Source organism: Nocardiopsis metallicus (assembly GCF_014201115.1).
GTDB lineage: Bacteria > Actinomycetota > Actinomycetes > Streptosporangiales > Streptosporangiaceae > Nocardiopsis > Nocardiopsis metallicus.
On sequence record NZ_JACHDO010000001.1, the window covers coordinates 3357419 to 3370586 of the forward strand.

Here is a 13168-nt window from a genome sequence, read left to right on the forward strand (position 1 = left end):
AGACAAGTCTGCGCCGCAGGCGTCCGTTGAGGGTTGGTGGCGGGCGACGGGTGGGCGCCGTCGAGGATGCCGTGCTTGCCTAAACCCAATCCCTCCGCAAAGGCGGAGAACACGGGCCAAAGCGAAGCGGAGGCCCAAAATCAGATCTCTCAGATCTTGGCCACGATGTCGGCGAGCAGGCGGCCCACGGTGGCGGCGGAGTCGCGGCCGGTGGCCAGGACGTCCTCGTGGTCGAGGTTGGCGCCCTCCAGCCCGGCGGCGATGTTGGTGACCAGGGACATGCCCAGGACGCGTGCGCCGGCCTCGCGGGCGGCGATGGCCTCCAGGACGGTGGACATGCCGACCAGGTCGGCGCCCATCGCGCGGAGCATCCGGATCTCGGCGGGGGTCTCGAAGTGCGGGCCGGGCATGGCCGCGTAGACGCCCTCGGGCAGGTCGGGGTCGACCTCGCGGGCGATCGCGCGCAGCTCGGACGTGTAGGTCTCGGTGAGGTCCACGAAGGTCGCGCCGGTCAGCGGCGACTTCGCGGTCATGTTGATGTGGTCGGCGATGAGCACCGGCGAGCCCACGGCGTAGTCGGTGTTGATCCCGCCCGCGGCGTTGGTGAGCACGATCGTCTTCGCGCCCGCCGCGGCGGCGGTACGGACGTTGTGCACGACCACGTCGGTGCCGTGGCCCTCGTACAGGTGGGTGCGGCCCAGGAAGGCGAGCACGTGACGGTCGCCGTCGGCGATGCTGCGGATGGTGCCGCTGTGGCCGTCCACGGCCGGGGGCAGGAAGCCGGGCAGTTCGGCCGAGGCGAACTCGTCCTCGGAGTCGCCGATCAGGTCGGCGGCGGTGGCCCAGCCGGACCCCATCACCAGGGCCACGTCGTAACTGTCCACACCGGTGCGCGAACGCAGCTCGGTTGCGGCTTCCTCGGCCGCGGCCTGGGGTGTGCGAGTCACTGCGAGTTCTCCGTTCGTCGGTACCGCGTACGCGGTTCGGGGTGGGTTGCGGGTTCCGGGGTTGCGTGAGCCCGGGTCTCGGTAGGCGGACCGAGGGGGCGCGCCATCACGTCCTGGGGGCCCGCGGTGCCGGGGACGACCTTGCCGGTGAAGTCGAACCCCGCGGCCCGGTAGGCGCGCTGGGCCTGCTGGTTGGCCTGGTTGACGCACAGCACGATCAGTTCGGCGTGCGGTGCGACCTCCGCGGCCAGCCGGTCCAGCAGGGGCGCGGAGCACGAGGCCCGGCCGACCCCCCGGCCCTGCCATTGTGGCGTGACGTAGTAGGCGCGCATCAGTACGGCGCGCTCCGGCGCGTCGACGAGCTCCGAGCCGATCACCCGGTCCAGGACCCCGAACCCGGCGCAGGCGGCCCGCGCCGAGTCCGGTCCGGTCAGCGCGGCGTCCAGGGCCACGATCGCGTACGGGACGCGTTCGGGGTCCTGGTCGGCGTCGGGCAGGGTCCGCACGGGCAGCCCGGTGAAGCGCAGCTGCTCGGGCGGTAGGTCGTGCTCGAGCACGGCCTCGCGCAGCAGGGCGGACTCGGCGGACTCGACGTCCAGCCGGACCAGGCGTACCTGGGTGGTGTCCCAGCGCCCGGCCGCCCTCTTGCGTGAACCCCGCCACCGCGTCATCGGGGCTCCGGGAGCTGGGGCACGGGATGGTAGCCGGTCTCCACCGGCCGCGCGAACACGTTCTGCACGCCCTGATCGCCCGCGTCGTGGCGGCGGCCGGTGGGCGTGAAACCGGCGGAGCGGTAGGTCCGCTCCCCGGCTTCGTTGCCCTCGCTCACGCACAGCACGATCCGGGTGGCCTCGGGCGCGATCGCCGCCACGAGGAGGTCGAGCAGCGGGGCGGTGCAGGCGGCGCGGCCCACGCCCTGCCCCTGGTGTTCGGGGGTGACGTAGAAGGCGCGCAGCAGGACGGCCTGGTGGGGGTCCTCGACGAGGTCGCGGAGCACGGGCAGGCGGCGGTCGATGATGCCGAAACCCACGCAGGCGTCGAGGACGGCGCTCCGGTCGGTCAGCGGGACGTCGTTGCGCACGACGGCGTAGGGGTGGCGTTCGGGGTCCTCGTCCGCGCGCGGCAGGGTGTGCACCGCCTCGGTGACGAACCGCTTCTGGTCGGGGGCCACCCGGTGGCGGGGCAGGACCTCGCGCAGCAGGGCCACCTCGGGGGTGGTGCGGTCCAGGCGGACCAGGCGCAGCCCGGGGACGCGCTGGGGTCCGGGCACCTCGACCTGCGGGGCAGGGGTCTCGGAAGTGTTGGGTTCGGCCTGCTCGGGGGTGTTCGCTGACACCGTTCCTCCACTCGGCTGTCGGACCGGGCCCGTCCCCGGAAAGTGGGGACGGGCCGGGCCGCCAGTCTTACACCCCGACCGGGTGCCAGACCGTCTTGGTCTCCAGGAAGGGCGTCAGCCTGGAGGTTCCGGGGTCGGTGTCGAGCCAGGCGTCCTCGCCGCCGTCGGCCTCGGGCCCGGGGCGCAGCACCCGGGTGAGGGTGGTCGCCGCGTCCCGCTCGAACTCCACCGCCGAGTCCCCGGCCCCGGTCAGGTCCAGGGCGTTGACGTCGGCGTGCGAGGCCAGGTGCGGGCCGATCTCCGCGGCCTTGCCGGTGAGCAGGTTGACCACGCCGCCGGGCAGGTCGGAGGTGGCGAGCACCTCGGCCAGCTCGATCGCGGCCAGCGGCGCCGCCTCGGAGGTGACCACCACGGCGGTGTTGCCGGTGGCGATGACCGGGGCGAGCACCGAGGTGAGCCCGAGCAGCGGGGCGTCCTGCGGTGCGAACACCGCGACCACCCCGGTGGGTTCGGGTGCGGAGTGGTTGTAGAACGGCCCGGCGACGGGGTTGGCCCCACCCAGGACCTGGGCGAACTTGTCGGTCCAGCCCGCGTAGTACACCCAGCGGTCCACGGCCGCGGACACGATCCGGTCGGCCTCGGCCGCGGACAGCCCCTGGCCGTCCGCGAGCCGGGCGGCGAACTGGGCGCGGCGCCCCTCCATGACCTCGGCGACCCGGTACAGGATCTGGCCTCGGTTGTAGGCGGTGCGCCCGGACCAGCCGCCGAAGGCCTTGCGGGCCGCGCCGACGGCGTCGCGCGCGTCCTTTCGGGAGGCCAGCGAGGCGTTGGCCAGGTGGGTGCCGTCCGCTGAGGTCACGGGGTAACTCCTGCCCGACTCCGAACGCGGGAAGGCCCCGCCGAGGTAGAGCTTGTAGGTCTTCTTCACGGCCAGGCGCGCCGGAACGGCAACCTGCTCAGCCGACCGGGCCGCCGTCTCGGAAGCCTTCGCGGTCTCAGCCGACCTGGCGGCCTTGGCCTTGGCGCCGCCCTTGGCAGCGCCCTTCTTCTTGTTCTCGCGCCGCTCAGCCAAGGTAGGCCTCCAAACCGTGTCGCCCGCCCTCGCGGCCGTATCCCGACTCCTTGTAGCCGCCGAAGGGGCTGGTCGGGTCGAACTTGTTGAACGTGTTGGACCAGATCACACCGGCGCGCAGGCGCTCGGCGGTCCACAGCATGCGGGAGCCCTTCTCGGTCCACACGCCCGCGGACAGCCCGTAGGGGGTGTTGTTGGCCTTGGTGACGGCCTCCTCCGGGGTGCGGAAGGTCAGCACCGACAGTACGGGCCCGAAGATCTCCTCGCGCGCCACCCGGTGCGCCTGGCTGACGCCGGTGAGCACGGTGGGCGCGAACCAGTAGCCGCGCTCGGGCAGTTCGCAGGCGGGCGACCAGCGCTCGACGTTCTCCTCGTCGGCGGTGGCGGTGAGTTCGCGGACCCGCTCCAGCTGGGCGGCGGAGTTGATCGCGCCGATGTCGGTGTTCTTGTCCAGCGGGTCGCCCAGGCGCAGCTTCTCGATGCGCGCCCTGAGCCGGGGCAGGAACTCCTCGGCGACGGACTCCTGGACGAGCAGGCGCGAACCGGCGCAGCACACGTGGCCCTGGTTGAAGAAGATGCCGGAGACCACGCCCTCCACGGCCTGGTCCAGGGCGGCGTCGTCGTAGACGATGTTGGCGCCCTTGCCGCCCAGTTCCAGGGTGAGGCGCTTGTCGGTCCCGGCCACGGACCGGGCGATCTGGCGGCCGACCTCGGTGGAACCGGTGAAGGCGACCTTGTCGGTGCCCGGGTGCTCGACCAGGGCCCGGCCGGTCTCCCCCGCGCCGGTCAGGATGTTGACCACGCCCGGGGGCAGTTCGGCCTCCTGGCAGATCTGCGCGAAGACCAGCGCGGTCAGCGGGGTGGTCTCGGCGGGTTTGAGCACCACGGTGTTGCCGGTGGCCAGGGCCGGGGCGATCTTCCACGCGAGCATGAGCAGCGGGAAGTTCCACGGGATGACCTGGGCGGCGACGCCGAGCGGCTTCGGGTCGGGGCCCAGTCCGGCGTGGGCGAGCTTGTCGGCCCAGCCGGCGTAGTAGAAGAAGTGCGCGGCGACCAGCGGGAGGTCGACGTCGCGGGTCTCCTTGATGGGCTTGCCGTTGTCCATGGACTCCAGGACGGCCAGTTCGCGCGAGCGCTCCTGGATGATCCGGGCGATGCGGAACAGGTACTTGCCGCGTTCGGCACCGCTCATGCGGCTCCACACGGTCTCGTGGGCGCGGCGGGCGGCGGCGACGGCGCGGTCGACGTCGGCCCGGCCGGCCACGGCGACCTGGGCGAGCTTGCCCTCGTCGGCCGGGTTGAGCGAGGTGAGGTACTCACCGCTCTGGGCCGGGGCGAACTCGCCGTCGATGAACAGGTCGTAGGTCTCGCGCAGGCTGACGACGGAGCGGGACTCCGGTGCGGGCGCGTACTCGAAGATCACGGCTCAGTCCTGCGTGTAGTAGTCGGGGCCCGGGTAGGTGCCGGTGGCCAGCCTGGTGCGCTGCATGAGCAGGTCGTTCAGCAGGCTGGAGGCGCCGATCCGGAACAGGTCCGGGCTCAGCCACTCCGGCCCGGCGGTCTCGTTGACCAGGACCAGGTTGCGAATGGCGTCCTTGGTGTTGCGGATACCGCCCGCGGGCTTGACGCCGATCCGGCGGCCGGTGGCGGCGAAGTGGTCGCGCACCGCCTCCAACATGATCAGCGTGACCGGCAGCGTCGCGGCCGGGGCGACCTTGCCGGTGGAGGTCTTGATGAAGTCGCCGCCCGCCCGCATCGCCAGGTGGGAGGCGCGGCGCACGTTGTCGTAGGTGACCAGTTCACCGGTCTCCAGGATGACCTTCAGATGGGCGTCACCGCAGGCCTCCTTGACCGCGACGATCTCCTCGTGGACCTTCAGGTAGTCGCCGGACAGGAAGGCGCCGCGGTCGATCACCATGTCGATCTCGCTCGCGCCGTCGGCGACCGCCTGCCGGGTGTCGGCCAGCTTGACCTCCAGGGGCGCGCGCCCGGCGGGGAAGGCGGTGGCCACCGAGGCCACGCCGATCCCGGTGCCGCTCAGCGCCTCGACAGCGGTGGCGACCATGTCCGGGTAGACGCACACGGCGCCCACGTGCGGCACGGTGCGGTCGGTCGGGTCGGGCAGGGCGGCCTTGGCGCACAGGGACCGGACCTTGCCCGGTGTGTCGGCGCCCTCGAGGGTGGTCAGGTCCACCATGGAGATGGCCAGGTCGATGGCCTTCGCCTTGGCGGTGGTCTTGATCGACCGGGTGGACAGGTCCTGGGCACGGGCGCGGGCGCCGACCTCGTCGACCCCCGGAAGGCCGTGCAGATAGGCCCGGAGCGCGTGGTTGGTCGTCGCCTCGGGCGCGAATGCGGTGTGGGGCACGGGCACCTACAGCTCGTCGGTTCAACTGGGGCCGTGCGCTGCTGCCAGCGCAAACGGCGTGTCCTCGCTCGACGCGGGGTGGGTGTCCCCCGCCGTCAGGCAGTCACCATAACCCCGGGCCGGGTCGCCGTCAGGCCCCCGCGGGTTCACGCCCGGCAAGGTTGGAGGAGACTCCAAGAGCGAATAACCACTGGCCTCGTCTTTTCCTCCAACTTTGCTCAAGAAATGCCCAAAAAACGTGGTTCTGGCCGAGGAATCCGAGACTCTGACCTGACTTGCGGTCTAGACCGGACCACTCCCCTCGGCCTTTCGGCAGAGCCCGCCGCCCCGGCCGTTCGTCCGGCCCCTGTCCTACCCTGGGGCCATGGCGGAATTCCGGATCAGTAGTGACGACAGCCAGGTCGACCTGCGCAGACTGGCCACGGCGTTGGCCGAGTCGCAGGGGTGGGCGCGCGAGGACGTGGACATCTGGGACAACCGCCGGGGCGAGGTGATCGTGACGATCAACGACGCCCTGCTACGCAGGCCCCAGGCCGACCCGCTGCACCGCCCCAGGCACACTCCGCACGCGGTGCACGACGCCTGTGAGCTGCTCCGCCGGGAGGACCCCTCGCTGCGCGGGGTGGACTTCCCCTACCTCAAGGCCGAGAGCGCCCGGTTCTTCTCCGCCGGGTGGACCCTGGGCGACCTCCAGCACGCCCTGACGCACCGGCCGGACGGGGTGGACTGGGACCGGGGGCCCGAGTACCGGGGCACCCGCTGGTTCGCCCACCGACTGGCGGCCTGGAAGACCCCGGACGGCGACATCCGGCCCTCCCAGTCGCAGGAGTCGGCGCAGCTGCGGGTGATCAGCAAGGCCGGGCTGCCGATGGACATCGGCCTGCCCGAGGACACCGAGCTCTCGGCGCGGCCGGTGGCCAGCCCGGCGGTGGCGCGGTCGGCCGCCGACGACGCCCGCCGCCTCATCCGGCAGAACACGCGCACCACCACGGACACCCTGGCGCACCAGGACCGCACCTCGGCGCACATCAAGCGCCCCGAGGACCGCACGGACTGACACTCAACGGCCAGCCCCGGGGAGTTCGGTCCGTGCGGGTTCAGCCCGTGCCGCGGCCGCGTTCCCGGTCGGCTCGGGCGCTCTCCACGACGCTGACCGCCCCGTCAGCGAAGTTGCCCAGAAGCAGTTCGAACGGGCCCCGGCCCACCGCCCAGCGCCACAGGCAGGCGAAGACGAACGAGCCCAGGATGAACATCTCCAGGTACCAGGGGCCGCCCGCGGCGTTCTGCGGGTGCAGGGCCACGATCACCGCCAGGACCAGGATGTGCCCGGAGTAGACGGTCAGCGGCATCCGGCCCACGGAGGTCAGCGGGTACATCAGGCGCGGCAGCCGTTCGGCGAGCAGCATGCACACGACCAGTACGACCAGCGCCTGACCGACCGCCTCGAAGATCTCGAAGGTGGTGCCGGTGTGCGGGGTGTTCACCGCCAGCCACCACCAGGAGTCCGTGGGCACCTGCCCGCTGATGCTGTGCGCGGCGTCGGTCGCGGCGTACCGAGCCTCCTCGGCCGTCCCGGGGTCGACCGAGTCGAGCGAGCCGCCGTTGAGGACGTGCGCCTCGGTCAGCCGGTCCCAGCCGCCCAGCGGGTTGAGCAGGAGCCAGGAGCCCAGGTATCCGGTGGTCGCCATGAGCACACCGCCGACCGCCATCCGGATCCGTACGGCGGTGGCGGTGAGGTCGGTCCGCCCCACCGCCATACCGGCGATGACGAACGCCATGAAGGTGATCGCCGGGTAGTAGCCGGTCAGGAAGAACTCGGTGAAGGAGGTGAGCGCGGCCGTGCGCAGGCCACCCGGGAACAGGTCCTGGCGCAGCAGGAACGACACGACCGGCCCCAGCAGGGCGAGGATCCCGGCGGCCGTCCACAGCAGGGCTGCGCGCGCCCTGAGCAGTGGGAGCGCCAGCACGAAGAAACCGGCGTAGTAGGTGAGGATGATCGCGACCGGGACGGCGAAGGCGTCCAGGACGAATCCGAGCAGCCCGATCAGCAGCGCGCGGGCCAGGATGCGCACCCCGGCCCGGCGCAGGGAGTCCCCCTCGACCGGCTGGGTCCGTCCGGTCATCAGGGCCAGGGACACCCCGGCGAGGAAGGCGAACAGGGCGGAGGAGTTGCCGCGCACGAGGCTGTGCAGCTCCCACCCCTGCTCTTCCGGCAGCAGCCCGAAGGAGACCACACCGAGGTGTACGGCGAACATCCCGAACACCGCCAGTGCCCGAGCGGCGTCGATGCCGTCGATACGTCGTTTGGCTGGAGGCCGGGCGTCGGGGGCCGCGCCGGTGTCCTCTGACTGATTCTGTGCCACGTCCGCCAGGCTATGCCGCGTTCACGCGGGTCTCCACAGTCCTGACGCTCCCCTAACGGCCACACCCGGCCACATCCGCGAACGCCTGGGCCCCGGGCCGGCTGCCCGGGGCCCCTCAGCCGCGGGTGAACCGCGAGCGGGATCGTGCCCGGACTCAGTCGTCGGCGGCCAGGTCGCTGAAGAAGTCCAGCGCCTCCGGGTTGGCCAGGGAGTCGCGGCTGGCGACCTTCTCCGGGCTCTCGCCCATCAGGATGCGCTTGACCGGGACCTCCAGCACCTTGCCCGACAGGGTGCGCGGCACGGACCTGATGACGCGCACCCGGTCCGGGACGTGGCGCGGCGAGCAGTCGGTGCGGATCCGGCGGGCGATCTCCTTGGGCAGGTCGCCTTCCAGGTCCGCGCCCTCGCGCAGCACCGTGAAGAGCTCGATCCGGGAGGACCCGTCCTGCTGGGGGACGTCCACGACCAGGGCGTCCACCACCTCATCCAGGGCCAGGACGGCGCGGTAGATCTCGCTGGTGCCCATGCGCACGCCGCCGCGGTTGATGGTGGAGTCCGAGCGGCCGTAGATGATCGCGGTGCCGCGCTCGGTGATCTCGATCCAGTCGCCGTGCCGCCAGATGCCCGGGTAGACGGCGAAGTAGCTGTCCTTGAGCCGCTCCCCGTCGGTGTCGCCCCACAGGAAGAGCGGCATGGACGGCGCGGGCTCGGTGACCACGAGCTCGCCGACCTCACCGATGAGCTCGTTGCCGTCGGGGTCCCAGGAGGCCACGGCCATGCCCAGGCCGCGCGACTGGATCTCGCCCTCGTACACGGGCAGGGTGGGGGTGCCGCCGACCAGGCAGCTGCAGATGTCGGTGCCGCCGCTGGTGGAGAACAGCCACAGGTCGTCGCCGAACTCCTCGTACACCCAGGAGAAGGCTTCGGGGCTGAGCGGGGAGCCGGTGGAGCCGATCGCCTTGAGCGCGGACAGGTCGCGGCCCTGGCGCGGGTGGACGCCCTCCTTCATGCAGGAGGACAGGTAGCCGGCGCTGGTCCCGAAGACCGTCACCCCGGCCTCGGCGGCCAGGTCCCACAGGGCACCCAGGTCGGGAGAGGCCGGGCTGCCGTCGTACAGGACGATGGAGGCCTTGGTCAGCAGCACGCTGACCAGGAAGTTCCACATCATCCAGCCGGTGGTGGTGAACCAGAAGACCCGGTCGTGCGCCTGGGCGTCCAGGTGCAGGTTCAGGTTCTTGAGCTGTTCGAGGAGGATGCCGCCGTGGCCCTGGACGATCGCCTTGGGCAGGCCGGTGGTTCCCGAGGAGTAGAGCACCCACAGGGGGTGGTCGAAGGGGACGGGGGTGAAGGTGAGTTCGGCGCCCGCGCCGCGCTCGGTGAGCTCGGCCCAGGGCAGGCTCCCCTCGAGGGTGGCACCGGGGGCGAGGTAGTCGAGCAGGACCGTGTGCTCGACGGTGGGCAGCGCGGCGCGCAGCTCCTCCACCACCGGGCGGCGGTCGAAGTCCTTGCCGCCGTAGCGGTACCCGTCCACGGCCAGCAGGACCTTGGGTTCGATCTGGGCGAAGCGGTCGATCACGCTGCGCACCCCGAAGTCGGGCGAGCAGGAGGACCAGATAGCGCCGAGGGAGGCCACGGCGTAGAACGCGGCGGCGGTCTCGGGGAGGTTGGGCAGGTACGCGGCGACCCTGTCGCCCTCACCCACCCCGAGCTCCCGCAGGCCCGCGGCGATCGCGGCGGTGCGCTCGCGCAGGTCGCCCCAGGTCCAGGAGTCGAGCGCGCGGAGCTCGGTGGCGTGCCGGATGGCCACCTCGTCGGCGGCACGCCCTTCGAAGACGTGCTCGGCGTAGTTGAGGGTGGCGCCGGGGAACCACTGGGCGCCCGGCATGCTCCGGTCGGCCAGGACCCGCTCGTAGGGGGTCTTGGAGCTGACCCCGTAGAACTCCCAGATCGACGCCCAGAAGCCGTCGACGTCCGTCACCGACCAGCGCCACAGGGCGTCGTAGTCGAAGTCCGCGGCGGCGGTGGACCCGCTCTCGCCGAAGGCCTTGACCCCCTTGTCCTGTGCGGCCCATCGGGCGAACGCGACGATGTTGGACGACTCGATCCGGTCCTCGTCGGGCTCCCAGAGCACACGGGGCGCGCTGCTCTCCGTCATTACAGGCCTTCCCAATAGCGTGGCTGTGTGTTGCTGTGAGACCCATCTAACAACACCCCATGATCGGGGACACGGCCCGGTCCGGCCTAACGGACACCCGCGACAGCGGCGAAGTACGCAGGTCACGGCGGGGGCACCGAAACGTGGAACACCCACCCCCGAGGAGGATTCGAAGGGTGGGCGGGCCACGTTGACCGAGACGGGGGATCAGGTTCCGTGCGACACCCGGGCCAAAGATCCGACCATCAGATGAGCTGGCGGACGGCGGCGACCGCGTCCAGCGGGGTGTCCACGACCAGGGCGCCGGTGGCCTCCAGGCGCTCGCGAGCCATCAGGCCGCTGGCGACCAGGATCGGCTGGGCCCCGGCCTCGCGGGCGGCGCGGGCGTCGTCGTCGATGTCGCCGATGAGCACTACCTTCGACGGGTCCAGCTCCTGGTACTCCAGGTGGTGGACCAGGTGCTCGGCCTTGGAGTCGTGCTTGGTCTCGAACTTGCGGCCGTCCACCCGAGTGAAGTGCGAGGCCAGCCCGCGCTCGTCGATGAGGGGCACCAGGTGCTCGTGCGAGGCCATGGACAGCAGGGACTGGGTACCGCCCGCACCGGCCCACTGGTGCAGGACGTCGGGCACACCCGAGGCCAGCTCACAGGTGTGCAGCTGCTCCAGGTAGCTGGAGTCGTAGATCTTCTCGGCGCGCTCCCACTCGTCCTCGGCGAAGCTCCGGCCGAGGAGCTCCTCGTAGCAGGGGATGAGGGGGCGGCGGAAGACGGAGCGCCAGTAGTCCATCCCGACCGGCGCGCGGCCGAACTGGGCACAGACAGCGTTGACCGCGGCGAGGTTCGCGTGGTTGTCGTCCAGGAGGGTGCCGTTCCAGTCCCAGACGATGTGGTGGGTGTTGGTTTTCAGGGAAGTCATCTCAGCCATTGGGAGAACTTTACGACCCCAGGGACCGCCTCCGATATGCGTTTTCCGCCACCCCATGGGGGTTTGCCCTGGCCAGGCGGTGCTCTGGCGGTGGGGCCGGCTCCGGTGGCCAGGGCAGGTCCGCCGGAGGCGCCCTACTGGTTACCGGCCGCCCAACGGGGAGGTGTGGTCCGGGGTGGCAGACGGGGCCCCAAAGGGGCCCAACTACCCCGGCCTTCGGCCGGTGCCCTCCCAGACCGGTGCCCTCCCCAGGCCGGAGCGGACCAGGTCACGTGTCACGGCCGGTCAAGGTCGGCAACGAAAACCGGCAGCGAAGGCAGAAGCGCCCCCAGCCCTGCGCGGACCGGTTGCCCGTGTCGCGGCCGGTCACCCGTACCAGCGAACACCACCAGCAGCCCACCAGGCCCCCGGGCCCGGTTTCGGCCCCCCTTTCAAAGATGATCTTGCTACCAGGGGCAAGTTCGGCGCCGAACTTGCCCCTGGTAGCAAGATCACCGGGAATGAAGGGGTTTCGGAAGCAGCGGACCACCCCAGGCGCAGGTTACGGACACCCCAGCCTGCACAGAGCCAACACCACAGCGCTGAACCCCACCCTCACCACCGGCTGGTCCGATGGCACGCATGACCGGCCACGACACGCGACCCGATCCCCGCAGGGCTAGGGAGACTGCTTCCCTCGCCGCCGCTTTCCCGTCCGGGGCAGTGACCGGCCGCGACACGCACCCCGATCCCCGTAGGGCTGGGGAGACCGCTTCCCTCGCTGCCGCTTGTCCGTTCGGGCGAATGACCGGCCGCGACACGGCCAGGCGTTGCGCTCCGGCCGGGGGAAGGCACCGGCCGAAGGCCGCGCAGTCGCGGTTGCCGTTGGTGGTTGCCGTTGGGCCCCTTTAGGGGCCCGCCTGCCGCCCCGGACCACACCTCCCCCGTTTCCCGATAGCCGCCAAACGCCGTCGTAGCGAAGCGGGTCAAGGTGGAGCGCCCGCAGCGAAGCGAGGACGAACGACCTTGACGCGCGCAGCGCAGACGGCCACCATCACGCGGCGGGAAACGGGGAACCCCAACCCGAACCGCAGGCCCCAGGCCCCGCACAGGACCAATCCCGAATGTCCTACCCGAGCCTGATCCGGAGAGCCGCTCCGTACCAGCCTCCACGGATCAGCCTCTCCGCTTCTCCTCAGCCTCTCCGCTTCTCCGGGCCCCAACGCTGCGGATCCGCCAACAGCATCCCAGGCCTGTGCCGGGGCTCCTGGCCGGGGCCCTGAGTGGTTCGGCTGGCCGCGCGCTGGTCCTGCTTCTGAGCGCGCTTCTCGGCGCGGACCCTACCGCCCTTGCGGATCGCCCACACCCCGAGGATGAGCATCAGCGGGAACACGATCACGATCAGCAGGGGCAGCAGCACGGCCAGGAGCGCCACGAAGAAACTGGCGACGTCCTCCAGGAAGGAGACCACGGGCGCGCCGAGACCGAAGGTGAGGACGTTGATCACCGGCCGGGCGATCGCCTTGGCCAGGTGGAAGAACAGGGCGATCGTCGCCCCCGCGATCACCGCTCCCCAGATGACCCCGCCCGCGACGGCCGATATCCCGGAGGCCTCACCGGTGATCTCGGTGAGCGTGAAGGTGGAGGCCCCGGCCCCGAAGGTGATACCGCCCGAGGTGGGTCGGATGAAGGTCTGCAGGACGTCGTTGATGGTGTCGACGGCGGGCACCTTGTCAGCCACGAACTCCACGACGAGCAGCACCCCGAGGATGATCAGGGTGACGGGGTGCTCCAGCCACATCCAGGTCGGGCTCAGCGGGAGGAAGTCGGTGTAACGGGCGAGCAGACCGACGACGAGGAGGGGGACGTAGGCGTTCAGCCCGGCGGCCGAGGCCAGGCCGATGCCGGTAAGGGAGGCGAACATGCGGTTCCTTCGCGCGCGCCGGACAAAGGGGGTCCGGACAGGACGGAGTGCCGGGCCGAGGGCACGGACCGGCACCGGTCACCTGTCGTAGATGCTCGCGG

Annotated in this window: 11 protein-coding genes; 1 reads left to right on the top strand and 10 read right to left on the bottom strand. The window is 71.3% G+C overall.

Features of this window, described 5'->3' with window-relative positions; all coding sequences use genetic code 11:
• Positions 1-149 precede the first annotated feature (149 nt).
• The 6 genes from HNR07_RS14550 to deoC all read right to left on the bottom strand — a co-directional run bounded on the left by HNR07_RS14550 (position 150) and on the right by deoC (position 5729).
• Entirely contained in the window at positions 150-947 is a 798-nt protein-coding gene (locus tag HNR07_RS14550) for a purine-nucleoside phosphorylase (RefSeq protein WP_184365462.1), read from the bottom strand.
• Positions 944-1618, bottom strand: a complete 675-nt coding sequence (locus HNR07_RS14555; protein WP_184365463.1) for a GNAT family N-acetyltransferase — start codon at positions 1616-1618, stop codon at positions 944-946. The genes HNR07_RS14550 and HNR07_RS14555 overlap by 4 nt, the downstream gene beginning before the upstream one ends.
• Positions 1615-2283: a GNAT family N-acetyltransferase gene (locus HNR07_RS14560; protein WP_184365464.1), complete on the bottom strand. Its 669-nt coding sequence runs from the start codon at positions 2281-2283 to the stop codon at positions 1615-1617. Before HNR07_RS14560 ends, HNR07_RS14555 begins: the two co-directional genes overlap by 4 nt.
• Positions 2284-2350: 67 nt before the next feature.
• The gene (locus HNR07_RS14565) at positions 2351-3355 is read right to left on the bottom strand and encodes an aldehyde dehydrogenase family protein (protein WP_184365465.1); all 1005 of its coding nucleotides are present in this window, start codon (positions 3353-3355) and stop codon (positions 2351-2353) included.
• A complete protein-coding gene (locus HNR07_RS14570) occupies positions 3348-4778 on the bottom strand; it encodes an aldehyde dehydrogenase family protein (RefSeq protein WP_184365466.1) in 1431 nt (476 codons plus the stop codon). The genes HNR07_RS14565 and HNR07_RS14570 overlap by 8 nt, the downstream gene beginning before the upstream one ends.
• Positions 4779-4781: 3 nt before the next feature.
• Entirely contained in the window at positions 4782-5729 is a 948-nt protein-coding gene (gene deoC / locus HNR07_RS14575) for a deoxyribose-phosphate aldolase (RefSeq protein ID WP_184365467.1), read from the bottom strand.
• A 358-nt stretch (positions 5730-6087) separates the two neighbouring features.
• Between deoC and HNR07_RS14580 the strand changes: the two genes are divergently transcribed.
• Positions 6088-6780, top strand: coding sequence for a hypothetical protein (locus HNR07_RS14580; RefSeq protein WP_184365468.1), 693 nt, complete (start codon positions 6088-6090; stop codon positions 6778-6780).
• A 40-nt stretch (positions 6781-6820) separates the two neighbouring features.
• Here the strand turns inward: HNR07_RS14580 and HNR07_RS14585 are convergent, their stop codons facing one another.
• The 4 genes from HNR07_RS14585 to HNR07_RS14600 form a co-directional block, all read right to left on the bottom strand.
• Positions 6821-8086: a heparan-alpha-glucosaminide N-acetyltransferase domain-containing protein gene (locus HNR07_RS14585; RefSeq protein WP_184365469.1), complete on the bottom strand. Its 1266-nt coding sequence runs from the start codon at positions 8084-8086 to the stop codon at positions 6821-6823.
• A 154-nt stretch (positions 8087-8240) separates the two neighbouring features.
• The gene (locus HNR07_RS14590) at positions 8241-10241 is read right to left on the bottom strand and encodes an acetoacetate--CoA ligase (RefSeq protein WP_184365470.1); all 2001 of its coding nucleotides are present in this window, start codon (positions 10239-10241) and stop codon (positions 8241-8243) included.
• Positions 10242-10486: 245 nt separating this feature from the next.
• A complete protein-coding gene (locus HNR07_RS14595; protein ID WP_184365471.1) occupies positions 10487-11164 on the bottom strand; it encodes an HAD family hydrolase in 678 nt (225 codons plus the stop codon).
• Positions 11165-12338: 1174 nt separating this feature from the next.
• Positions 12339-13067, bottom strand: a complete 729-nt coding sequence (locus HNR07_RS14600; protein WP_246420312.1) for a DUF4126 domain-containing protein — start codon at positions 13065-13067, stop codon at positions 12339-12341.
• Between the last annotated feature and the right edge of the window lie 101 nt (positions 13068-13168).